Below are 22,565 nucleotides of genomic sequence, written 5' to 3'. Positions count from 1 at the left end.
GGGCCCTTCGTCATGGTGCAGGGAGGGCGGCTCAGCCCCGCCCGGTGACCTTCCGCGCGGCGAACTGCAGCACCTGACCCCCGGTGGAGATCACGGCGCCCGCGAGGCTGAAGCCGGTCTTCACCGCGATCGTCGCCGCGTTGCCGACGATGCGCACCGGGTTGTAGGTCGGGGCGTTGTCGCGCACCTGGTCGGCGGCCTCGCGCACGGACCGGTCGACCTGCTGGGCGGCGGACTCGCTCGCCCGGTTGACGCGCGCGGCGGCGGTGTCGCCCGCGTCCTCGAGCTCCTGGGCGACGCCGGACGACACGGTGGCGGCGCGATCGCCGGCCTGCACGGCCGACTCGCCCGCCTCGTCGGCGCGGGCCTTGGCCTCCGAGCCGGCGTGCTGGGCGACGCGGGTGGCGTCCTTGGCGACGCGCTCGCCGGCCCGCGACGCGGTGGTGGCGACCTGCTCGCCGGACACCTGCGCGACGGTGGCGGCGTCCTTGGCCGCCGCCGACGGCGACTTGTCACCCGAGGCGGCCTTGGCGGCCTGGTCGGCGACACCGCTCGCGCCGGCCTCGGCCTGCGCGGCGGCCTTCTTCGTCGACTCCTGCACGCGGGCGGCGTCCTTCTGCGCGGTGGCCTTGGCGTCGTCGCCGACCTTCTTCGCGCTGGTGGACGCCTTGTCCGACGCCGACTGCGCCTTGGCGCGGGCGCCCTCGGCGTTCGCCTTCGTGGTGGCCTTGGCCGCCTCGGCGGGCGCGCTGTCCGCGCCGGCCTTCACCTGGTGGGTCTCGCGGACCTTCCCGTCGGTGCCGTGCACGACGACCTTGCCGCCACCGTCCTTGGTGACGATCTCGGTCGCGCGCTCGACGGCCTCGCCCTGCGTCGCCGCCTTGGCGCTGGCTCGCTGGGCACCCTTCTTCTGTACCTGCCAGCCGTCCTCGGTGGGAACGACGTACCGGTCGGCCATGACGGTCTCAACTCCTGTTCGACGGTGTCTTCAACCGGTCTGATGCCCAGGCCGCGACCTGCACAAACGCACCAGTAACCGACACCTCCATCACCCGTTCAGCGCCTCCGCCGCACGGTGCTGCAGCTCGAGGTACCGCTTCGTCGCCTCGTCGCGGACCTCCCCCAGACGCTCGATCCACGAGGCCTGCGGCGAGCCCTCCGGCACCACGACCGGACCGTAGCGCCGCACCAGCTCGGGGCCCACGACCGAGGCCGCGGTGGCGACGCCCGCCGAGCTCGCGGCCTGCGCCCAGGCCACCGGCCCCAGCGGCACGCAGCCGAAGAACTGGCTGACCCCGGGCGTCTGCACGACCGCGACCAGGGCGCCCGCGGAGACGACGCTGGCGCCGATCACCAGCGGGCTGCGCCCGCCGCCGGCGACGATCGTCTGCCCGAGCTGGGTGCCGACGAGCGCGGTCAGCGCCACCGTCCGGGCCCGCGCCGGGCTGCCGTACGGCGTCGCCCGGGCCTGGAGCCACGCGAGGCTCGCGCCGCCCGCGGTGGCCATGGCGCGCAGGCCGATCTCGTGGTTGAGCGCCTCCCCCAGCGACGCCTCCGGCCCCTCGGCGAGCAGCTCGGCCGCCGACTCGGGCTGGGGTGCGCGCACGGCGAGCGCCAGCGAGGGCACGAGGTCGGTGAGCAGGTTGACCAGCAGCAGCTGGCGCGCGTTGAGCGGGGAGGTGCCCGTGGTCGTCGCCCCGAGCACGGTGAACGCGATCTCGCCGAGGTTGCCGCCGACCAGCACGCCCAGCGCCTCGCGCACCGACGCCCACATCGCCCGGCCCTCGACCAGCGCGGCGAGGATCGTCTCGAGGCGGTCGTCGGTGATGACGAGGTCGGCGGCGGCCCGCGCCGCGGGCGTGCCGCGGCGACCGAGCGCGATGCCCACGTCGGCCAGGCGGATCGCCGGGGCGTCGTTGGCGCCGTCGCCGGTCATCGCGACCGTGCGGTCGAGGCGCTGGAAGGCCTGGACGATGCGCACCTTGTGCGACGGGGTGCCGCGCGCCACCACCCGGACCTTGGGCAGCAGGTCGTCGAGCGCGTCGTCGTCGAGCTCGTCGAGCTCGGTGCCGGTGACGACGATGCCGCCGTTGAGCACGTCGAGCTCCTCGGCGACCGCCTCCGCGGTGCTCGGGTGGTCACCGGTGATCATGACGACCTGGACGCCGGCGTCGCGCAGGTCGCGCACCGTGGCCTGCGAGCCCGCGCGCACCGGGTCGGTGAACCCGACGAAGCCGGTGAACTCGAGGTCGGCGACGTCGTCGTCGTCCAGCAGGGTGTCCTCGCCGCCGTCGGGGTCGCGCTCCGCGGCGCGCGCCGCGAACTCCTCGGCGGTGACGACCTTCTCGGCGACGGCGAGCACGCGCATGCCCTGGCCGGCGAGCAGCTCGGTGTGCTCGACGAGGCCCTGGCGCGCCTCGTCGTCGAGCGGGGTGCCGCCCCAGGTGGTGGCGCGGGCGATGACGACCTCCGGCGCGCCCTTCACCGACACCAGGCGGAACGGCCCGTCGTCGGCGGCCGCGTCCTCCGGGGTGTCCACGTCGCCGAGGGTGGCGTGGTAGCCGCGGGACGGATCGAAGTCGAGCGAGGCGACCGGCCACCAGCCGGGGCGCTTGTGGGCCGGGTCGACGTCGAACTGCTGGCCGCCGGAGACCACCGCGCGGTCGGTGAGGTGCGCGAGCCGCTCCCCCGGCGCCGGGCGCGGCGTGGCGCGCAGCGCGGTGGCCAGGACGCGGCGCTGGCGCTTGCGCAGCCGGTCGGTGGGGCGCAGCTTGATGCCGTCGGAGATCGCCGAGAGCGCGAGGCGGCCCTCGGTGAGCGTGCCGGTCTTGTCGAAGCACAGGACGTCGGTGCGCCCGATCGCCTCGATGGTGCGGGGGTTGCGCACGAGAGCGCCCTCGGCCGACAGCCGCCGCGCCGACGCGAGCTGCGCGGCGGACACGACGAACGGCAGGCCCTCGGGGACGCTGGCGACGGCCAGGCCGACACCCGAGTGCAGGTTCTGCTGGAACGGCAGCCCGCGCAGCGCGCCGGCGGCCACCACCGCGGCCGCCGACCCGATGGCCAGCGGCGTCGTGATGCGGGTCAGGCCCGCGAGGCGCTCGTCGACACCGGCGACCGGTGCGCTGGCCTTCGCCGCCGCCGTGGAGCGGCCGACCTCGGTGCTGGAGCCGGTGGCGACGACGACGGCGCGCCCGCGGCCGGTGGCGACCGTGGCGCCCTCGTAGACCATCGAGCGGCGGTCGGCGACGGTGCGGGCGATGACCGGCGCCGGGGTCTTGAGCACGGGCAGCGACTCGCCGGTGAGCGACGACTCGTCCATCTCGAGCGCGTCGGACTCGATGACGCGGCAGTCGGCGGGCACGACGTCGTCGGGGCCGAGCTCGATGACGTCGCCGACGACGACCTCGTCGGCGCCGACCCCGCGCGCGGTGCCGTCGCGCAGCACCCGGGTGCGGATCGAGGAGCGCTCGAGCAGGCCGGCGACGGCCCGGTCGGTCGCGACCTGCTGCACGCCGCCGATCAGCGCGGAGAACGCGGTGACGCCGACGACGATCGCGGCGTCGACGACCGCGCCGATGGCCGCCGAGAGCACCGCGCCGCCGGCGAGCACCGGGGTCAGCGGGTTGTTGAGCTCGTCGAGGAACGCGCGACCCAGCGTCGTCGAGGTCTCCGCCGCGGCCGGGTCGTCGCGGTGGCGCCGGTGGGCCTCCGCGCTGGTCAGGCCGCGCTCGGTGACGTCGAGGCGGGCGAGCACGGTGCTCGTGGGCATGACGTGCCACGGCGTGCGGCTGACGCCGGGCACGACGACGCGGCGCCCGAGCTCGGTCGCCGACCACGCGCCGGCGCCGAGCGAGACCCCGGCGGCGCCGTTGACGGCGAGCCCGGCGAGCCCCGGCGCCCGCGGCGTGGTGCCCGCGGTGGCCATGACGGCGCCGAGCACGGTGCCGGCGCGGGCCAGGTTCACCGAGCGGCTCGACACCCCGCGGGCGACCTTGACCCCCTCGATGAGCAGCGCCGCGGTGCCCAGGTCGTCGCCGACGAGCACGTGCGCGCCCCACGGGGCCACGCCGTCCGGGCGGGAGACGCCGATGCCGAGGTCGGCGGTCGCCAGCGCGCGTCGGTCGCGGGACACGACGAGCACCCCGCAGCCGGCGGCCTGCAGGTCGCGCACCGAGGCGCGCAGGGCCTCCCCGCCGGCGATCGCGCGGTCGCCGACCCCCTGCCCCTCGCCGCCGACGAGCAGGGTGACCCCGGCCCGGCGCGCGGCGGCGGCCAGCGCCTCGGCGGCCGACGCGGGCTCGGGCAGCACGCCGACGACGGCGGCGAGCCGGTCGTCGCGGCGCAGGCCCAGCACGAGCGTCGCGCCGTCGGCGACGAGCGCGTCCGCGGCCTCGACCGCCGCCACGGCGTCGCCGCCCGGGACGTCGTCGAGCCCGGCGAGCAGCCAGTGTTCGCCGTCCTCGGAGACCCGGTGCGGGGCGGTGGCCTCGTCCGGGTCGAACAGCTCGTGGACCCGCGGGACGAGCTCGTCGAGCGGATCGACGGTGCCGTCGGGGCCCGGCAGGGCGACCAGGTCGCCGAGCATGAGCACGCCGGTGGTCAGCGCCTCGGCGTCGAGCACGACCGTGTCGATGCGGTCCATGAGCCGCAGGGCGCTCGGCTCGAGCACGACCGCGCCGCGCTTGGCGAGCACCCGGCCGAACGTCGTCGCGAAGCCCTCGCGCCCGAGCCGGCCGGCCTTGGGCAGGGTCGAGAGCGCGACGCCGGCGGCCTTGCGCACGCTGCCGGTGGCGGCGGCGGTGGCGGCGAACCCGCCGGCGGCGGCCATGCCGACCTGGTCGCCGTGGCGCTCGACCGGCCCGAGCGGCAGCGGGACCGGGCGCTCCTCGTGCAGCTCGTCGTCGGCGGGCGCGGCGGCGTGGTCGGACGACTCGAGCAGCCGGGGTTCCACGTCGTCCCACGTGCCGGTGCGCGCGCGGGCCTCGGCGACCTGCAGGGCGCGGTAGGCGGCGTCGACGAGCAGGCCCGTGGTGCCCTGGCCGAGCGCCTGCGCGGCGGCGTTGGACAGCGCGAGCAGGACGTTGGCGCGGTCCTGGCCGAGCGCGCGCTCGACGGCCGCGCGCAGGCGGGGCTGGTGGTCGATGAACGTGGCCGACGAGGCGAGCTCGGCGGGCAGCGGCGTGCGGCGCAGGATGCGGCCGATCGCGGCGACGCCGAGCCCGGCGATGTCGGCGGCGAGCGCGGTGAACGCCTGCTGCGCCGGCCCCATCGAGGCGGTGCCCGCGGGCGCGACCGCGGCGTCGCCCTCGCGCTCCTCGAGGATCTCGACCAGGTCGACGAGGTCGTCGACGACCGCGTCGTCCGGGAGCCCGACCGGACCGTCCCCCTCGCTCAGCAGACCGACGACCACCGCGCCGAGGGTGGCGTTGACGGTGGCCCACTCGACCTGCGGGTGCGCCGCGACGGCCTTCTCGACGGCGCGCGCGAGCTCGGCACCGGACTCGCGGACCGCCGCGGGCACCCCGATCTGCACCCGCCCCGCCCCGCGCCACACACGGCGGCCGCGATGCCGGGACGGGTCGACGCGGTCGAGCACGCCGCTCGCGATGCCGAGCGGATCCACCACGCGGGCGAGGAGGCCGCGGGACGGACGGGGTGCGGGGTGGGAGGCCATGGGGGTGGCTGTCGTCCTCTCGTCGGGCTCGGTGCTCGGGTTCGGGCTCGGGGGAGCCGGGGTGCGCGGGGACGTACCCGATCTCGGTGCGTCGTGCGCACTGCTCGGGCACGGACGGCGCAGCATCCGGTACCCGGCGTGCACAGCTTACGGTCGGGCGGTGCGCGCCGGTCGCAGCGAGCGCGACCCGGAAGTGGCCTTCGGGTGAACGTCGCGCCGACCGGGTGGACCCTGGCCCGCGGAGCCACCCCCGGGCGACCCCGGCCCGCCGGGCCCCGCGGCCCGGGACGCCAGCGTGTGCAGGAGGCGCCCCGCCGGCCGCCACGAGGCGACCCGCAGCGCGGCGCTGCGCACCGCGGCGACCAGCCGGTTGCCGGGCAGGAAGAAGTGCCGGGAGCGTCGTGCCGCGCTGCCGGCCGCGAGCGCGGCGGGCCGGTGCGCCGCCTCCCATCGCGCGAGGCCGGCCTCGACGTCGTGGGCGCGGGCCGCGAGGTGGGTGCCGAGCGACTCGCCGCCGACGAGCGCGAGCGCCGAGCCCTGCCCCGAGTAGAGGGTGGGACACCACGCCGCGTCGCCCACCAGCACGACCCGGCCGCGGCGCCAGGATCCGAGGCGGATCTGCGCGACGGTGTCGACGTGCGTGGCGCCCGCCTCCTCGACGCCGTCGAGGATCTCCGGCATGAGGCCCGCGAAGTCGCCGTAGACGTGGCGCAGGGCGCCCACGGGGTCCTCGGCCGCGCGGGCGGCGGCGTCGTCTCCCCCGGCGTCGAGCAGCTCGGCGCGGAAGGTGAAGAACACGACCGGGGCGTGCGCCTCGACGGCCATGAGGTGCGCGGTGCGCCCGACCTCGGCGGGCACGACGTAGTCGCCCTCGCGCAGACCGCCCGGCAGTCGCGGCAGCACCGCGGAGATCACGACGTGGTCGAACTCGTGGCGGAACTCGGACTCCGGGCCGAACACCATGGCGCGCACCGCCGAGCGCACGCCGTCGGCGCCGACGACGAGGTCGAAGCGCTCGGTGACCGGGCCGGCGGGCCCGTCGAGCACGACGTCGACGGTGTCGCGGCGCATGTCGAGGCGCCGGGGCGCGGTCGCGAACCGCACCGCGACCTCCTCGGGACGCGCGGCCCAGAGCGCCGCCTCGAGGTCGCCGCGCACCAGGGCGAGCGCGTCCGGGTCCTCGGCCAGCGACGCCTCGACGCGCGAGACCGTGCGGCCGCGCCCGTCGACCCCGGTGATGATCCCGTCGGCGGGCAGCCGGGTGCGCAGCGCGTGCGAGACACCGAGGCGTCCGGCGGCGGCGAGGCCCTCCGGGGCCAGGCGCACGAAGTACCCGCCGGTGCGGCGGGCGGCGGCGCGCTCGCACACGACGACCGACCAGCCGGCCCGGTGCAGCGAGGTGGCGGCGGCGAGGCCGGCGACCCCGGCCCCGACGACGAGCGCCCGCGGCTGTCCGTCACGCCCGGTGCGCTCCACGATCTCCAGCGTAAGCGGCGATCGGGCGCCCGGCCGTGGTACGGGGCGTGGGCTGGCCCTCATGTCCGCGTGGTCGGCGGCCCCGGACGGCACGCGGCCCCGCCACCTGCGGGCAGGTGACGGGGCCGGTGGTGGTGGCGCGGGAGACGCTGCTCAGGCGCGGGCCGGGTCGATCCGGCGGAAGTGCGCGCAGTCGCACTGGGCGCAGTCGTCGCCGAGGTAGTAGTGCTCGTGCGACTCGCGCGGGTGCTTGCAGGTGCAGAGGTCCACGAGCGGGACCCGGGCCAGCGAGGGCGGCATCGGCGTGCGCAGGAGGGGACGGTGGGACCGACGGTGGTCGATGAGCTTCATGTGGAGGGGGTCCGTTGAGGTGGAGGGGTCGGCAAGGGCGGTCGAAGAGCGGTCGTGGGCACTTCGGGCCCGCGCGCACGGTGGGTGCGTGCGGACGGCACGGGTCGAACGGTCTGCTCTCCCCGGGCCGCGGCGAGCTCTCGCTGCACCCGTGACAACTCGCGTCGGGCCCGCTCGAGCTCGTCGTGGGCCTGGTCGCGCTCTCGCGTGACCAGGGCCACCTCGTCCTGCAGCGTCACGACCATCGCGGCCGCGGTGAGGGTGAGGCCCTCGTCGAAGAGCTCGCGGATCCGGGCGGCGAGGGCCAGTTGCCGGCGCGTCCAGCGCCGATGTCCGCCTGCGGAGCGCTCCGGGCGAACCATCCGACCCGCGTCGAGACTCCGGAGGAACGCCGGTCGAACCCCGAGGAACTCCGCCGCCCGACCGGTGGTCAGAGCGGGGGTCTCCTCCTCGTCGAGGCTCTCGGCGCCCACGGCTTCCGTCGCGTCCTTGCGTTCGTGCTCTGCACAGTCCGACCCACCATGAGCAGGGCGGACGTCCAGAAGTTCTACTCGCCACTGCAATTTCTGTCAATGCTCCCGACGGGGGCGCGGACCCCGGTTCACCGGAGGGGGTGAGCCCCGGGAGGTGAGCCCAGCGCGACCGGGCGGCGACACCCCGTCGTCGATCACCCGTCGATCACCCGAATTCAGGAATCCGGTATGTCGTCGTGCCCCGATCCGGGTATGAGAGGTGGAAGGATGGTGATCTGCGGAGCGCGGAGGGGGGATCGAGTCGATGACCGACGTCCGGCCGCCGCTGCCCGCGTCCGCCCCCGGCCCGCTGCCCGACCGCCTCGGTGAGCGCTTCGAGCTCGGCGAGCTGATCGGCCGCGGCACCTGCTCGGAGGTCTTCCGGGCGCACGACCTGCTCCTCGACCGCGAGGCCGCGGTCAAGATCTTCCCGGTCGCCGGCGACCCGCGCATCGAGCGCGAGGTCCGGCTGATGGCCTCGATGGACCACCCGAGCCTGGTCCCGGTCTACGACGTCGGCCACGACGCGGGCCGCGCGTTCGTCGTCATGGCGCTGCTCGAGGGCGGCAGCCTGGCCGATCGGCTCGCCGACGGCCCGCTGGGGGTCGGCGAGACGCTGCTCGCGGTCGCCTCGGTCGCCGACGGGCTGAGCCACGTCCACCGCGGGGGCGTCCTGCACCGCGACGTCACCCCGCGCAACGTGCTCTTCGACGCCGACGGGCGCGCTCACCTGTCCGACTTCGGCGTCGCCTTCGTCGCCGACGCCCCGCGCATCACCGACACCGGCATCGTCGTGGGCTCCGCGCCCTACCTCGCGCCCGAGCAGGTGCGCGGCGAGACGGTCGGGGCGCCCGCCGACGTGTACGCGCTCGGGCTCGTGATGATCGAGGCGCTGACGGCCCGCCCGGCCTACGAGGGCGCGCCGCTGGCCGCCGCCCGCGCCCGGCTCGAGCACCGCCCCGCGATGCCGGCGGGCCTGGAGTTCGAGGTGATCGCCCTCCTCGAGGCGATGACCGCCGACGACCCGGCCCACCGGCCCACCGCCGAGAACGTCTGCATCGGCCTGCGCCGGGCCGCCCTGGCCGCGGAGACGGCGACGCCGCCGCACGCGATGGCCCCGATCGTCGGCGCGGGCACCCCGGACGCCACCACCGAGACCCTGCGGCCGGTCGCCGCGACCACGGGGCTCGCCGCGGTCGCCGCCGCCGGGCCGGCCTCGGGCGAGACGCCGGCCGCGGCGCCGGTCCCCACGCGCCGTCGCCGGCTCGCCGACGCCGGCGGCTTCATGGTCGCCGCGTCCGTCGCCGCCGCCGTCCTGCTCGCGGGCGGCGTCGTCGTGGCCTCGGCCTGGACGGTCGACCGCGTCAACACCGCCACACCCCCGGCGGCCACCGTGCCGCCGCCGACCGCGGAGGTCGTCGCCGACCCCGGCGCCGGCGCGTCGGGCGGGAGCGGCCACTCGTCCTCCTCCGGCTCGTCGGGGTCGTCCGGCTCGTCGGGCTCCTCCGACTCCTCCGACGACGACCTCGCGCCGACGCGCAGCGCCGACGACACCGGCAGCCGGCGCCAGGCGGTGGCCGAGCGCGCGCCGACCTCGGCGCCCGTCACCGACGGCGGCTCCACCTCGAGTACCCCGCCCGAGCCGAGCAGCACCACGCCGCCGTCCTCGTCGACGACGACCTCGTCGAGCACGACCTCGCCGACGACCACCAGCCGGGCGCCGCTCCTGCCGGGTCTGCCGTCGCTGCCGGTCCCCGCGCTGCCCGGCGGCACGACCACCTCGACGCCGCGCACCACCACGGAGACGACGGAGACCACGGAGAGCACGGCGCCGTCGAGCACCACGACGCACGCGACGTCCGACACCACGTCGTCCACCGCCACCGGCACGACGACGACCACCACGACCACCAGGCCGAGGACGGTGCTCGCCCCGGCGGTCGAGGCGCTCGGCGGGCTGGTCGGCTAACCGCCCACCCGGCCCGACGCCAGCGACCGGACGTCGAGGCGTTGCAGGACGCGGTCGGCGGTCTCCGGGTCGACGCCGGGCTCGGAACGTGCGGCGAGCACCTCGCGGCGCGCCGCGGCGAGGGCGAGCGACTGCAGGCGCGCCCACTGGTCGCGGCGGCGGCGCAAGGTGTCGAGACGCCGCTCGTAGTCGGCACGGTCGGCGGCGTCGTCGCCGGGCGCATCGCCGGCGCCGCCCTCCCCCACGCCCAGGCGCGCGAAGCGGGCGCGCAGCTCGCCGAGCACCTCCTCCCCCACGGTGTCGTCGACCCCGAGGGCGTCGCGGTCGAGGGCGGCGAGCTCGGTGAGCGCCGCCCGGCGCGCCCGCACGACGAGCCGGCGCTCCGCCTCGCGGCCGATCTCCTCGCTCTCGCGCACCCGGAGCGCGCGCAGCAGCAGTGGCAGCGTGAGACCGGGCAGCACGAGCGTCGCCACGAGCACCCCGGCCGCGATGATCACGAGCTCGGTGCGGAACGGGAACGGTGCACCGGTGTCGGTGACGCGGGGCAGGGCCAGCGCCAGGGCGAGGGTCGCGAGCCCGCGCATCCCCGACCACGTCAGCACCGCCGCCTCGGCGACCGTGCGGGGCGCGGTGCCGGCGGGTGACCCGCGGCGGCGCACCGCCGCCAGCGCGCCGAGCATCCACACCGCGCGCACGGCGATCACCACGATGGCGACCACGGCGGCGTCGGCGACCATCCGGCCCAGCTGGTCGCCGGCGTCCTCGACGACCGCGCGCAGCTCGAGCCCGATGAGCGCGAAGGCGGCCGCGGTCACGAGCATCTCGACGACGTTCCAGAACGCGCTGCCGGTGAGGCGCTGCTCGACGTCGTCGGCGTCGGCGCGCTGGCGCATCTGCAGCGCGGCCACGACCACGGCGATGACCCCGGAGGCCTCGAGCGCGTCGGCGGCGAGGTACACCGCGAACGGCAGCACCAGGGTCAGTGCGCTGGGCGCGACGGGGTCGGTGAGACGGTCGGCGAGCTGCCCCGCGAGCCAGGCGAACGCGAGCCCGACCGCCACCGCACCGACCCCGGCCCACACGAGGAGCAGGCCGGTCGCGGCGCCCGGCTGCTCCCCCGCGACCGTCGCCGCGATCGCCGCCTGGAACACGACCAGCGCGGTGGCGTCGTTGAACAGTCCCTCGCTCTGCAGGACGCCGACCAGCCGCCGCGGCATCCGCAGCGGCCCGGCGACCGCCTCGACCGCCACCGGGTCGGGCGGGGCGACCGCGGCCCCGACCGCCAGGGCGGCCCCGAGGGCGATGCCCGGGACCAGCCAGACGACGGTCGCGCCGACCGCCGCGACCGTCACCGCCACCAGCAGCACCGCGAGGAACAGCACGGCGCGCCATCGCAGGCGGAACACCGTCCACGACGCGCGCTGCGCCGTCGCGAACAGCAGCGGCGGCAGGAACAGCGGCAGGATCAGCTCGGGGTCGAACTCCGGGGCGTCGATCCCCGGCACGAACGCGGCGGCCGCGCCGACGAGCACCAGCAGCACCGGCCACGGCAGGCGGGTGCGGTCGCCGACCCCGACCAGCACCACCCCGACGAACAGGGCCGCGACCACGAGCGCCAGCACCGCCATGATCGGACCTTAGGAGGGCCGGGATGCCCGCGGCGGACGCGGCCCGGCAAGCTGTGCGCCGTGGCGGGATTCCGGGATGTCGTGGGGCGGGCACTGCAGGCCGGGCTGGACCTGCTGAACAAGCAGATGGACGGGCAGAAGAGCCGGTCCGCGGGCGGACGGCCGTCCGCGCCGGCCCCGGGCGGCAGCGGCGTCCGGACGGCGCCCGCCCGCGACCGGGCGCGCACCGTCTCCTACCAGCCCGACCTCGACGGCGGCGCCGATCCCGGCGAGATCGTGTGGACCTGGGTGCCCTACGAGGAGGACGCCTCGCAGGGCAAGGACCGCCCGGTGCTCGTCGTCGCGCGCGCCGGGGACGGCGACCTGCTCGGGCTCATGCTCTCCAGCCAGGAGCACCGGCGCGACGACGAGAACTGGCTCCCCGTCGGCTCCGGGCCCTGGGACCGCGAGGGCCGCGACTCCTTCGTCCGCCTCGACCGCGTCCTGGAGGTCCCGGAGCACGGCATCCGGCGCGAGGGCGCGGTCATGCCGGCCGACCGCTTCGAGCGGGTGGCGGCGGAGCTGCGCAGCGGTTACGGCTGGAACTGACCTCCCCGCGACGCTCCACCCGTTCGCAGGAACGGTTACCCTCCATCGCACCGACCCGGCCCGGCCGGGCCGCCGGTGGAGGGGAGCACGGGTGATCACGCCGGGGTCCCGTTCGTCCGTCCGGCGACCGGGCCCCGTCGCCATCCACCCGCTGGGCGAAACGCCTGCCCCACCCGACCGCGTCGTCCCGGCTCCCCGGGGCCCGAGGGTGTAGGGAGTGCCCGTGCCGATCGAGCCCGCGTCCGCATCACCCGCGTCGTCCCCGTCGTTCGCGGGCGCCGAGCACGCCGAGGAGGTCCTCGACGCGCCCGCGGCGCCGCACGGGACGGTCGTGCTGGGCGCGGGTGTCACCGACCGCGGGCACCGCCGCCGGCGCAACGAGGACTCCTTCGCGCTCACCCGCGCGACCACGCCCGAGGGCACCGCCGCCGTCGTCGCGGTCGTCTGCGACGGGGTCGCCTCGGTGCCCGGGGGCGACACCGCCTCGCGCACCGCGTGCGACGTCGCCGTCGCGGCCGGCCACGAGGCGCTGACCAGCGGACAGGACCTCGACGACGCCGCGGCCACCGCCGCCGAGGCGGCGCGCAAGGCGGTCTCCGCGCTGGCCCCCGGTACCGGCCAGTCGCCGGCCTGCACCTACGTCGCCGCCGTGCTCGACGCGGGCCGCGCGGTGGTGAGCTGGGCGGGCGACAGCCGGGCCTACTGGCTGTGCCCCGGGTCGCCCGAGGAGTCCGCGGTGCTCACCGAGGACGACTCGTGGGCCGCCGAGATGGTCGCCGCCGGCATCGTCGGCGCCGACGACGCGCTGTCCGACCCGCGCGCCCACGTGATCACGCGCTGGCTCGCCGCCGACGCCCCGGACGTCGTGGCGCGCCACCGCACCTGGGAGCTCGACGAGCATGGCGTCCTGCTGCTGTGCAGCGACGGTGTCTGGAACCACCTGCCCGACCCGGCGGTGCTCGCCGCGCTGCTCGACGGCGTGCCCGCCGACGCCGAGGCCGTGCACGCCGCGGTGTGCGCGCTGGTCGACGCCGCGCTCGACGACGGCGGCCACGACAACGCCACCGCGATCGTGCTGGCCCTCGCGCCCGCCGGCTGACGGGTCACAGCGGCGTGCGCGCCGCCAGGTGGGCCGGGGTCATCGCCAGCGCGATCATCACGTCGCCCGCGTCCCCGTAGACGCGGTCGGGGATCTGCTCGAGCTCGGTGCGGGTGCGCGCGTCGACGCCGTAGTCGTCGGCGACCGCGAGGAGCTGCCACCGCCGCATGGGGAAGCGCTCCTCGTCGAGGACGGCTCGGAAACCGGGCACGACTCCACGGGTACCGGGACGCCCCGCGGGCGACAACGTGAGAGGTCCGACAGCGTCGATCTAGGTCACGGGTAACGCGCGTGTCCCGTGGAGCAGCGCCCCGGTCAGGCGGGCGCGCGGGTCGGCGGCGACGTCGAGCGGGTCGGGCTCGACGTCCGCGCGGACGAGCAGGTCACCGAGCGCGGCGATCATCGCGCCGTTGTCGGTGCACAGCCGGATCGGCGGGACGCGCAGCGTGATCCCGGCGGCCGTGCAGCGCTCCTCGACGAGCCCGCGCACGCGGGAGTTGGCGGCGACCCCGCCGACCATGAGCAGGGTGTCGGCGCCCTGGTCGGCGCAGGCGGCGACGGCCTTGCGCGCGAGGGTGTCGGCGACGGCCTCCTGGAACGAGGCCGCGACGTCGGGCACGGGCAGCGGGCCGTCGTGGCGCTCCACCCAGCGCGCCACCGCCGTCTTGAGACCCGAGAACGAGAACGTCCACGGCGGGTCGGACGGACCGGTCAGCGGGCGGGGGAAGGCGATCGCGTGCGGGTCGCCCTCGCGCGCGGCGCGGTCGATCGCCGGGCCGCCCGGGTAGGGCAGGCCGATGAGCCGCGCGACCTTGTCGAACGCCTCGCCGGCGGCGTCGTCGACGGTGTCGCCGAGGTGCACGACCTCGTCGCGGGCCAGGTCGCCGACGCTGAGCAGCGACGTGTGCCCGCCGGAGACGATGAGGGCGACGCAGCGCGGCGGCAGCGGGCCGTGGTCGAGGACGTCGACGGCGGCGTGCCCGGCGAGGTGGTGCACGGCGTAGAGCGGGACCCCGGCGGCCAGCGCGTACGCCTTGCCCGCCGCGAGGCCGACCTGCAGCGCCGGGCTGAGCCCCGGCCCCGCGGTGACGGCGACCGCGGTGACGTCGGCGAGGTCGACCTCGGCGCGCTGCAGGGCCGTGCGCACCATCGGGGCCATCGCCTCGAGGTGTGCCCGCGCCGCGACCTCGGGCACCACGCCGCCGAACCGGGCGTGCTCCTCCATGCTCGATGCGAGCGCGTCGCCGAGCAGCCGCCCCTCGGAGACGAGACCGACGCCGGTCTCGTCGCAGGACGTCTCGATGCCGAGGACCAGGGGCGTGCTCACGGCATCGATTGTCCTCGCACCCCGACGCGACCCGCCGCGCCCCGGTCCGTCCCGCCCCATGTGAGCGAAATTCGGGGCTATAGCCCCGAATTTCGCTCACATACCGATCAGGCCGGCACCAGGCGGCGGCGGGTGCGGTCGGGGTCGGCGCGGTACCAGGCCAGCGTGGCGGCGATGCCCTCGTCCCACCCCGTCGCGCGGGTGGCGAACGTCGCGCGGAAGGCGGAGTCGTCGACGAGGAACGGCTGCTCGAACTGGTAGAGCAGCTCGGCGCCCTCGCGAGCCACCGACGAGACGAGGCGCAGGCCCGCCACCATCGCCGGGGTGATCCGCCCGAGGCGCGGCGGATGGCCGGCCGCGGCGAAGACCCGCTCGACGAACGCGCGCCCGGTGGTCGGCGGCGGCACCGGCGTGTGCCAGACCCGGCCCGTGGCGCTCGCGGACGCGAGGGCCAGCTCGACGAGGGCGGCGCCGACGTCGGGGGTGTAGCCGGCGGTCACCGGCAGGTCGGGGTCGCCGGGCCAGCGGGCGGTGCGCCCCTCGGCGGCGCTCGCGAAGATCCCGGCGCCGAGCAGCGACTCGACCCCCGGGCCCCACAGCTCCGGCGCCCGCCCGATGACCGTCTCGACGTCGCCGCGGGCGTGCGCGGCGAGCACCATCTCGGCGAGCCACGCACGCAGCACGCCCTTGCCCGAGACCGGCGCGACGGGGGTGTCCTCGCGCATCGGGGCGTCGACCAGCCCGTACATCCAGGTGTCGTCGGCGAACACCAGGCGGGCGCCGGCGGCCCCGGCGGCGTCGAGCAGCGCGCGCGTGGCGGCCGGGAACGCCGAGCGCCAGCTCGCGAACGGCGGGTTCACGCAGTGGTACACGACCGCGGCGTCGTGACAGGCCGCGCGCATGCCCGGCGGATCGGTGGCGTCGGCGGCCACCGCCTCGGCCCCCGTGACCGGCGTGCCGGACCGTGTCACCGCCCGCACGGGCAGACCGCGGCGAACGAGCTCCGCGCACACCGCGCGGCCGATGCCGCCCGACGCGCCGACGACGACGTGGGTGCTGGTCATGCCATCTCCTTGGTGTTCTCCGGGGTACCGAGCAGGTGGTCGAGGGCCCGCGCCGACGCTGAAGCGGGCAGGGCGCCGACGAGGGCGTTGCGCAGGGCGACGGCGAGCGGTGAGCGCCAGGCCGCGACGTCGCCGGCCGCGCGCGACCGGCGGGCGACGGCCTCGGCGACCGGGCGCCGACGGCGCTCGTAGGCCGCCAGGGACGCGGGTTCGGCGGTGGCCTCCTCGGCGAGGACGACCGCGTCGAGGAAGGCCTGGGCGGCGCCCTGGCCGAGGTTCGGGGTCATCGCGTGGGCGGCGTCGCCGAGCAGGGCGACCCGCCCGAGGTGCCAGGACGAGGGCGGGCGAAGGTCCTCGATCCGGTGGACGAGGACGGGCCCGTCGACGGCGTCGAGCACCGCGGCGATCGGCTCGTGCCAGCCCGCGAGGCGCGCGCGCAGCCAGGGCAGCGGGTCGCCGGCGGGCGCCTCGGCGGTGGGCACCATGGCGTACAGGTAGGTGCGGTACCCCGGCAGCGGTGCGAGCCCCACGAGGTCGCCGCGGCCCCAGCTCTCGCCGCCCTCGTCCAGGTGGTTCTCGGCGACCAGGCGGAACGCCGTGTGCCCGGTGTCGCGGACGCCCACGTCCGGCCAGAGCCCCGCCCGCACCGTGCTGCGCACCCCGTCCGCGGCGACCACGAGCTCGGCCTCGTGCCGCCCGCCCGCGTCGTCGTGGACCACCGCGGGCCGGTCGGCGTCGCCGGGCTCGACGCGGCGGACTCCGAGCCCCTCACGGGCGTCCGGGGCCGCGGCGCGCAGCAGGGCGTGCAGGTCGGGGCGCGGCAGCACGACGACGCCGTCGCCCTGGCGGCGGCGCAGGTCGGCGGCGTCGGTGCGGGAGAGCCACCGCCCCGCCGAGGTGCGGATGCCGCCGCCGATCTCGACGGTGCCCAGCTCGCGGGCCCGCGCCCCGAGCCCGAGGACGTCGAGCGCGCGCAGCGCGTTGGGCCACAGCGCGATGCCCGCGCCGGCCTCGGCGGCGTGCTCCCGCCGCTCGAGGACCGTGACGTCCCACCCCCGCCGACGGAGCGCGACCGCGCTCGCCTGGCCACCCAGCCCCGCCCCCACCACGACCGCCCGCGCCATGACCCACGCTCCCTCTACGTTTGTAGTAGCTGGTACTCTACGGCTGTAGAGGAACGAGGGGAAGGGGTGACCGTGGACCGTCGGGACGTCCTCGCCGACGCGGCGATCACCGTGCTGGCCCGGGCCGGGAGCCGGGGCCTGACCCACCGCGCGGTCGACGCCGCCGCCGGGCTCGCCGAGGGCACGAGCTCGTACTACTTCCGCACCCGCTCGGCGCTGCTGCAGGCCTGCGTGGAGCGGATGGCGGCGCGGACGCTCGAGGAGATGGCGACCGGGACGTCGGCGGTCACCACCGTCGACCAGCTCGTCGGCGCGTGCGTCGCGACCGTCGGGCGCTGGCTGGCGAAGGACCAGGAGCGGCTGCTCGCGCGCTGGGAGCTCGCGCTGGAGTCGACCCGGCGCCCGGAGCTCGAGACCGCCCTGCGCGCCGCCGGGGCGCTGATCCGCGAGCGGATCGCGGACACCCTCGCGGGGCTGGGGATCGCCGAGGCGCGGCGCCGGGCCGACGACCTCGTCGCCTGCCTCGACGGACTCGCCTTCGACCAGCTCGCGGGCGCCGGGCGGCCCCCGCGCGACGACGCCGGCCTGCGGGCCTCGATCACCGACGTCGTCCGGGGCTTCACCGGGTCCTGACGCGTTCGCGCCCCATCACCACCAGCACGGCCAGCGCCAGCACGATCTCCAGGGCGAACGCCGCCTGCTGGGCGATCGCGTCGCCGAGCGGGAAGTGCTCGAGGTGGAACGAGTGGAACACCGCGTGCGGCACCGCGAACACCAGGAACGCGACGATCACCGCGATGACCAGCCGCCGCTCGGGCCACCACGCCGCGAAGGCCAGCGCGACGCCGAGCGCGAGGGTGCCCGCGCCGTGGTCGCGCACGAGGTGCTCGTTGTAGGGCGGGAGCAGCGCCACCCACGCCGTGCCGCCGTAGGGGAAGAACTCGTAGAACGCCAGGGGCGCCACGAGCGCCCAGAGCCCGACGACGAACTGCATCGCGGCGAGGACGGCGAGGAGCACGCGCGTGATCACGCCGTCACCCCCGCCGCGAGGAACTGCTCGAAGGTGCCGACGCCGTCGGCGTGGTCCGGCGCGAGGTTCGCCCCGGACCGGAACCCGCGCGCGACCGCGCCGGGCAGGCGCAGCGGCACCACCGGGCGGCGCCGCCCGGTCGCGCGCGCCCACGTCCGCGCGAGGTCGGCCATCGTGCGGACCTCGGGGCCGCCGAGGTCGGGCACCCGGCCCCGCGGCGGGCCGGCGGCGAGCGCGGCGAGGCGGGCGGCGACGTCGGCGACGTCGACCGGCTGGAACGACGCCCCGGCCAGCACGGGCAGGACGCCGGCGCGCGCGGTGGTCGCGAAGAGCGTCGCGAGCAGGTCGTGGAACTGGGTGGCGCGCAGGATCGTCCACGGCAACCCGGAGCCGGCGACGAGCTCCTCGCTGCGGACCTTCTCGCGGTAGTAGCCCAGCGGGATGCGGTCGGCGCCGACGATCGAGATGTGCACGAGGTGGCCCACCCCGGCCCGCCGTGCCGCCGCCACGACGCGTCCCGTCGAGGCCGCGTCCCCCTTCGGGCGCCCGGCCAGGTGCAGCACCGTGGTGATCCCGGCCAGGGCGGCGTCGAGGCCCTCGCCGGTGTCGAGGTCGGCGACGGCCCGCCCCGGGCCGTCGCGGCGGCTCAGGACGCGCGGCTCGTCGAGCAGCGGGACCAGCGCACGCCCCAGCGTCCCCGTCCCCCCGGTCACCAGCACGGTCATGACGTCCTCCCGGTGTCGGCGGGCGCCCCGGCGGCGCCCGTCAGGAGGATCGACCGGACAGCCCCCCGGAACGTGACAGCTGCCCGGCGAGGAACGCGAGCTTGTCGGGGTTGCGCAGGATGCGGACGGTCCGCACCTCGCCCTCGCCCTCGATCGCCATGACCCCGGCGAGCTCCCCGTCCACGTACGCGAGCACGGCGGGCGCGCCGTTGACCTCGGCGGCCGCGCCGTGCCCGCGCCAGCGGCCCGGCCCGAGGATGCCGACGAGGAAGCGCGCCACCGCGTCGCGACCGTGGACCGGCCGCCGCGCCGCGCTGACCTTGCCGCCGCCGTCGGACCACACCGTCACGTCCGCGGCCAGCAGCTCCTCGAGACCGGCGAGGTCGCCCTCGCGGGCCGCCGCGACGAAGCGGCGCAGCAGCGGCCCGACGTCGGCCGGGGTCGTCGTCACCGTCGGGACGGCCGCGAGGTGCCGCCGCGCGCGGGTGTGCAGCTGGCGCGAGCCGGCCTCGCTGACGTCGAGGACCGCGGCGACCTCGGCGTGGCTGTGCCCGAAGGCCTCGCGCAGCACGTACACCGCGCGCTCGGGCGGGGTGAGCCGCTCCAGCGTGGTCAGCAGGGCGAGCGACACCGACTCCCGCTCCTCGGCCGTGGCCGCCGGACCCGCCGCCGGGTCGGTGGTGAGGATCGGCTCGGGCAGCCACGGGCCGACGTAGGTCTCGCGGCGGGCGCGGGCGGAGTCGAGGCGGTTGAGGCAGAGCCGGGTGACGACCGTGGTCAGCCAGGCCGCGGGGTTGTCGACGGTGTCCTCGTGGCCCGCCCAGCGCAGCCACGCGTCCTGGACGACGTCCTCGGCGTCGTGCGCGGAGCCGAGCATCCGGTAGGCGAGCCCGAAGAGGCGGGGACGCTGCGCGCTGAACACCGTGGTGGCCTGGTCCACAGCCCCATCCTGCCCGGGAGCGCTTGCCTTCGAGCGCGCTCGAAGTCCTACGGTCGTCGCTGTGAGCGTGACGACGGACCGGCTGCGCGGCCTCATCGAGACGACCGAGGGCGAGCTGCCCCCGCTGACCGTCGAGCTGGTGCGGGACCTCGAGATCCCCGACCACATGGCCATCGCCGAGGTGGCCGAGCTGACCGGCCTGTCGGCCCACACGCTGCGCTACTACGAGCGCATCGGGCTGGTCGAGGTGCCGCGCGACGCCGCGGGCCGCCGCCTGTACGACCGGGAGGCGGTCGGGCGCGTCGTGTTCATCACCCGGCTCCGCGACTCGGACATGCCGATCGCGGCGATCGCCCGCTACGTCGAGCTCGTCAAGCAGGGTCCGAGCACCGAGCCCGAGCGCCTGGCGCTGCTCGAGGCGCACCGCGACGACATCCTCAACCGCCTGCACGACCTGCAGGCCGCGCTCGCCGTCGTCGACTACAAGATCACGACCTATGGCGGGGCCTGCGGGTCGTAGGCCCGTCGCAGGCCCTGTCGAACAGGAGCACCATCGTGTCCGACCGCCGTCTCGGCCCGCTGCCCGTCCCCTCGCTGGGTCTGGGCTGCATGGGCCTGAACTGGGCCTACGGGCCCGCCGACCGCGACGAGTCGATCGCCACCGTCCGGCGCGCCCTCGACCTCGGCGTCACCTTCCTCGACACCGCCGACGTGTACGCGGTCGGCGAGAACGAGCGCCTCGTGGGCGAGGCGATCGCCGGGCGCCGCGACGAGGTCACGCTCGCGACGAAGTTCGGCATCCTGGCCGACCCCGCCACCGGCTACCCCACCGGGAAGGTCGACGGGTCGCCGGAGTACGCCCGGCGCTCGATCGACGCGTCGCTGGGGCGGCTCGGCGTCGACCACGTCGACCTCTACTACCTGCACCGGCCCGACCCGGCGACGCCGATCGAGGAGACCGTCGGCGCGATGGCCGAGCTCGTGGCCGCGGGCAAGGTGCGCCACCTCGGCCTGTCCGAGGCGTCGGCCGGGACCCTGCGCCGGGCCGTGGCGGTGGCGCCGATCGCGGCGTTGCAGTCGGAGTGGTCGCTGTTCAGCCGCGACATCGAGGAGTCCGTCGTGCCCGCGGCGCGCGAGCACGGCGTCGGGCTCGTGCCCTACAGCCCGCTGGGGCGCGGCATGCTCACCGACTCCTCGGTGCGCGACCTCGCGAGCAACGACTTCCGCCGCAACCTGCCGCGCTTCGCCGAGGGCGCCCTCGAGGAGAACCTGGCGCTGGTCGAGCAGGTGCGCGAGGTCGCGAAGCGCCGGGGCGCGACGCCTGCGCAGGTGGCGCTGGCGTGGCTGTTGGCGCAGGGGGACGACGTCGTCCCGATCCCCGGCACCAAGCGGCGGACCTACCTCGAGGAGAACCTCGGCGCCCGCGACGTCGCGCTCGACGCCGACGACGTGGCGGCGCTGTCGTCGCTGGTGGCGACCGGGAACCGCACCGGCGACATGACGTGGGTCAACCGGGACACGGCGTCACGGAGCTGATTCCCAAGAATTGTTCAAGCGCTGCCGTCGATGTCGAAAAGAATGGACGGTCGCGGTGGCGCGTGCAGAATTGTGGGCTAATCTCCGTCGCATCACGGCCCGGTCACGCTCCCCCGCTCCCCGACCGGGCCGTCGACGGAGGTGACCGCACCCATGAGCGCACAGCAGTTCACCGTCCTCGGCGTCGCCGCGGGCGCCGTCGGGGCGGCCCTGCTCGGGTCGCACGTGCCGCTGCCCGCCGGAGCGGCGACGGCCGAGCTGCACCTGGCGGCGCACGCGTCGCGGGCGACCGTCGCACCGGTGGTCGCCGACGCCACGACGGCGTCGGCGACCGTGCCGGAACTGAGGAAGTCCGCGCAGCACACCCGGAAGATCGAGGACGCGATCGACCGGTTCGAGTCCCGGATCGGCACCACGCGCTACGAGGGCTACTGCGAGCGCGCGGTCGAGAACGCGTTCGGCACCCAGGGCCACTACGGCAGCGCGCGCCAGGACTGGCGCTCGCAGGACCAGCACGCGGACTGGCGGCACGCCCCGCGCGGCGCGATGGTCTTCTACGACACGTCAGCGAACGCCCACGTCGCCCTGAGCCTCGGCGACGGGCGCGTGGTGTCGTCGAGCGCCCACGGCCGCGTCGGCGTCGTGCCGATCGACCACTTCCGCCGCCCCCTGGGCTGGGCCTACGCGCCGTACTGATCCTGCGGACGAGCCGGTGCCGGCTCTGGAGCCAACAGAGTGGCGAACTCAGTCCAGCATTCGACGAACCAGCAGGTACTGCCCGAGAACGAAGACCGGTTCGACCGTCCGGACAGCAGTCCGGCGCCTTCCCCCGCGGCCGGCGGTGCCGTTGCCTGGTTCCGGCGTGATCGTGGATGGGCCACTCGGGTCGGACGGCGAGGGAGGGATCTGTCCTGAGGACTCCGCCGTTCCCCCGCTCGCTTCTGCGGAGTCATTGCCGTCCGGAGGTGCCTCGTTCGTCGCCTGGCGTGCGGGTGCTGCGGTGAGCGCCACCAGCGCTCCACCTCCGATGATGATCGCGGAAACCGTCAAGGTCGACTGGTCGCCGGTCAGCGATGCACTCAGTGGTCCCCCGGGGAGGGCCAACCCCCAGGCCCCGGCCGCAAGGATCGCCGGCGCCAACTCGGTGATCGGCACCCAGCGGCCGATGGGATGCTCCGTCTGCCGCGGTCCCCGAGCCTGCTTGAGCTTTCGGTAGTACGCCACCAACACCGCGAGCAGAGTGAGCGCCATAAATCCGCCGAAGGCCCACCACCGCGTCGACAAGAATCGGGCCTGCTCGCTCGTCACGGTCTCGACGACCGCGATATACGCCGTGTAGGCCGCCAAGGACTCGGTCGGGATCGCCTTCGTCAGGACGTCGGTGTAGTTCGCGACCGACTCGCCTGGTGGTGTCTTGTCCTGGCGACGGCGAGGTCCGTGATGGCTCGAATACTCATCTATCTCCCCCAGTGTCCATCAGTCCACGACGATGTGTGCGCGGTCCCACGGGGTGCGTGCA

Annotated in this window: 21 protein-coding genes; 7 read left to right on the top strand and 14 right to left on the bottom strand. The window is 76.3% G+C overall.

The window, feature by feature from the left end; genetic code table 11:
- Positions 1-31: 31 nt before the first annotated feature.
- The 5 genes from ACFPK1_RS08225 to ACFPK1_RS08205 all read right to left on the bottom strand — a co-directional run bounded on the left by ACFPK1_RS08225 (position 32) and on the right by ACFPK1_RS08205 (position 7,977).
- The gene (locus ACFPK1_RS08225) at positions 32-958 is read right to left on the bottom strand and encodes a DUF2188 domain-containing protein (protein ID WP_378020437.1); all 927 of its coding nucleotides are present in this window, start codon (positions 956-958) and stop codon (positions 32-34) included.
- Positions 959-1,048: 90 nt separating this feature from the next.
- Positions 1,049-5,629 (bottom strand): cation-translocating P-type ATPase, encoded by a 4,581-nt coding sequence (locus ACFPK1_RS08220; protein WP_378020436.1) that lies wholly within the window; start codon positions 5,627-5,629, stop codon positions 1,049-1,051.
- A 195-nt stretch (positions 5,630-5,824) separates the two neighbouring features.
- A complete protein-coding gene (locus ACFPK1_RS08215; RefSeq protein WP_378020435.1) occupies positions 5,825-7,153 on the bottom strand; it encodes an FAD-dependent monooxygenase in 1,329 nt (442 codons plus the stop codon).
- A gap of 153 nt (positions 7,154-7,306) precedes the next feature.
- Positions 7,307-7,504, bottom strand: a complete 198-nt coding sequence (locus tag ACFPK1_RS08210; protein WP_378020434.1) for a hypothetical protein — start codon at positions 7,502-7,504, stop codon at positions 7,307-7,309.
- The gene (locus tag ACFPK1_RS08205; protein ID WP_378020643.1) at positions 7,501-7,977 is read right to left on the bottom strand and encodes a helix-turn-helix domain-containing protein; all 477 of its coding nucleotides are present in this window, start codon (positions 7,975-7,977) and stop codon (positions 7,501-7,503) included. Before ACFPK1_RS08205 ends, ACFPK1_RS08210 begins: the two co-directional genes overlap by 4 nt.
- A gap of 304 nt (positions 7,978-8,281) precedes the next feature.
- Here ACFPK1_RS08205 and ACFPK1_RS08200 point away from each other — a divergent pair, with 304 nt between their 5' ends.
- Positions 8,282-9,985, top strand: a complete 1,704-nt coding sequence (locus ACFPK1_RS08200; protein WP_378020433.1) for a serine/threonine-protein kinase — start codon at positions 8,282-8,284, stop codon at positions 9,983-9,985.
- Here the strand turns inward: ACFPK1_RS08200 and ACFPK1_RS08195 are convergent.
- Positions 9,982-11,613 (bottom strand): Na+/H+ antiporter, encoded by a 1,632-nt coding sequence (locus tag ACFPK1_RS08195; protein WP_378020432.1) that lies wholly within the window; start codon positions 11,611-11,613, stop codon positions 9,982-9,984. The two genes, ACFPK1_RS08200 and ACFPK1_RS08195, sit on opposite strands and share 4 nt — an antisense overlap.
- A 60-nt stretch (positions 11,614-11,673) precedes the next feature.
- Here ACFPK1_RS08195 and ACFPK1_RS08190 point away from each other — a divergent pair, with 60 nt between their 5' ends.
- Positions 11,674-12,201, top strand: coding sequence for a type II toxin-antitoxin system PemK/MazF family toxin (locus tag ACFPK1_RS08190; protein WP_378020431.1), 528 nt, complete (start codon positions 11,674-11,676; stop codon positions 12,199-12,201).
- 223 nt (positions 12,202-12,424) lie between these two features.
- The gene (locus tag ACFPK1_RS08185; protein ID WP_378020430.1) at positions 12,425-13,300 is read left to right on the top strand and encodes a PP2C family protein-serine/threonine phosphatase; all 876 of its coding nucleotides are present in this window, start codon (positions 12,425-12,427) and stop codon (positions 13,298-13,300) included.
- Between the two features lie 4 nt (positions 13,301-13,304).
- Here the strand turns inward: ACFPK1_RS08185 and ACFPK1_RS08180 are convergent, their stop codons facing one another.
- The 4 genes from ACFPK1_RS08180 to ACFPK1_RS08165 form a co-directional block, all read right to left on the bottom strand.
- On the bottom strand, positions 13,305-13,511 hold the full coding sequence (locus ACFPK1_RS08180) for a DUF2795 domain-containing protein (RefSeq protein ID WP_378020429.1): 207 nt from the start codon (positions 13,509-13,511) through the stop codon (positions 13,305-13,307).
- Between the two features lie 60 nt (positions 13,512-13,571).
- The gene (gene tsaD / locus ACFPK1_RS08175; RefSeq protein WP_378020428.1) at positions 13,572-14,627 is read right to left on the bottom strand and encodes a tRNA (adenosine(37)-N6)-threonylcarbamoyltransferase complex transferase subunit TsaD; all 1,056 of its coding nucleotides are present in this window, start codon (positions 14,625-14,627) and stop codon (positions 13,572-13,574) included.
- Between the two features lie 107 nt (positions 14,628-14,734).
- Complete coding sequence (locus tag ACFPK1_RS08170) at positions 14,735-15,691, bottom strand: NAD-dependent epimerase/dehydratase family protein (RefSeq protein ID WP_378020427.1); 957 nt, start codon at positions 15,689-15,691, stop codon at positions 14,735-14,737.
- Positions 15,688-16,815 carry an FAD-dependent monooxygenase gene (locus ACFPK1_RS08165; protein ID WP_378020426.1) on the bottom strand — a complete coding sequence of 376 codons (1,128 nt, stop codon included), beginning with the start codon at positions 16,813-16,815 and terminating at the stop codon, positions 15,688-15,690. The genes ACFPK1_RS08170 and ACFPK1_RS08165 overlap by 4 nt, the downstream gene beginning before the upstream one ends.
- Before the next feature lie 66 nt (positions 16,816-16,881).
- Between ACFPK1_RS08165 and ACFPK1_RS08160 the strand changes: the two genes are divergently transcribed.
- On the top strand, positions 16,882-17,448 hold the full coding sequence (locus ACFPK1_RS08160) for a TetR/AcrR family transcriptional regulator (protein ID WP_378020425.1): 567 nt from the start codon (positions 16,882-16,884) through the stop codon (positions 17,446-17,448).
- Here the strand turns inward: ACFPK1_RS08160 and ACFPK1_RS08155 are convergent.
- From ACFPK1_RS08155 to ACFPK1_RS08145, 3 genes are read right to left on the bottom strand one after another with little or no spacing between them, the layout of a single operon-like run.
- On the bottom strand, positions 17,435-17,845 hold the full coding sequence (locus ACFPK1_RS08155; protein ID WP_378020424.1) for a hypothetical protein: 411 nt from the start codon (positions 17,843-17,845) through the stop codon (positions 17,435-17,437). The genes ACFPK1_RS08160 and ACFPK1_RS08155 overlap by 14 nt on opposite strands.
- Entirely contained in the window at positions 17,842-18,570 is a 729-nt protein-coding gene (locus ACFPK1_RS08150; protein WP_378020423.1) for an SDR family oxidoreductase, read from the bottom strand. The genes ACFPK1_RS08155 and ACFPK1_RS08150 overlap by 4 nt, the downstream gene beginning before the upstream one ends.
- 40 nt (positions 18,571-18,610) lie before the next feature.
- Positions 18,611-19,510, bottom strand: coding sequence for an RNA polymerase sigma-70 factor (locus ACFPK1_RS08145; RefSeq protein WP_378020422.1), 900 nt, complete (start codon positions 19,508-19,510; stop codon positions 18,611-18,613).
- Between the two features lie 61 nt (positions 19,511-19,571).
- On the opposite strand from ACFPK1_RS08145, the gene ACFPK1_RS08140 reads away from it, so the two are divergent.
- From ACFPK1_RS08140 to ACFPK1_RS08130, 3 genes are all read left to right on the top strand, one after another.
- Positions 19,572-20,030, top strand: a complete 459-nt coding sequence (locus tag ACFPK1_RS08140) for a MerR family transcriptional regulator (RefSeq protein ID WP_378020421.1) — start codon at positions 19,572-19,574, stop codon at positions 20,028-20,030.
- Positions 20,031-20,062: 32 nt separating this feature from the next.
- Positions 20,063-21,046 carry an aldo/keto reductase gene (locus ACFPK1_RS08135; protein ID WP_378020642.1) on the top strand — a complete coding sequence of 328 codons (984 nt, stop codon included), beginning with the start codon at positions 20,063-20,065 and terminating at the stop codon, positions 21,044-21,046.
- A 153-nt stretch (positions 21,047-21,199) separates the two neighbouring features.
- Entirely contained in the window at positions 21,200-21,742 is a 543-nt protein-coding gene (locus tag ACFPK1_RS08130; protein ID WP_378020420.1) for a C40 family peptidase, read from the top strand.
- Between the two features lie 48 nt (positions 21,743-21,790).
- Here ACFPK1_RS08130 and ACFPK1_RS08125 read toward each other — a convergent pair whose 3' ends face one another.
- Positions 21,791-22,393 (bottom strand): hypothetical protein, encoded by a 603-nt coding sequence (locus ACFPK1_RS08125; RefSeq protein WP_378020419.1) that lies wholly within the window; start codon positions 22,391-22,393, stop codon positions 21,791-21,793.
- Between the last annotated feature and the right edge of the window lie 172 nt (positions 22,394-22,565).

The organism is Actinomycetospora rhizophila (assembly GCF_042657905.1).
GTDB lineage: Bacteria > Actinomycetota > Actinomycetes > Mycobacteriales > Pseudonocardiaceae > Actinomycetospora > Actinomycetospora rhizophila.
The sequence above is the reverse complement of the archived record's forward strand: the minus strand, read 5'-3'. Positions and strand labels throughout refer to the sequence as shown.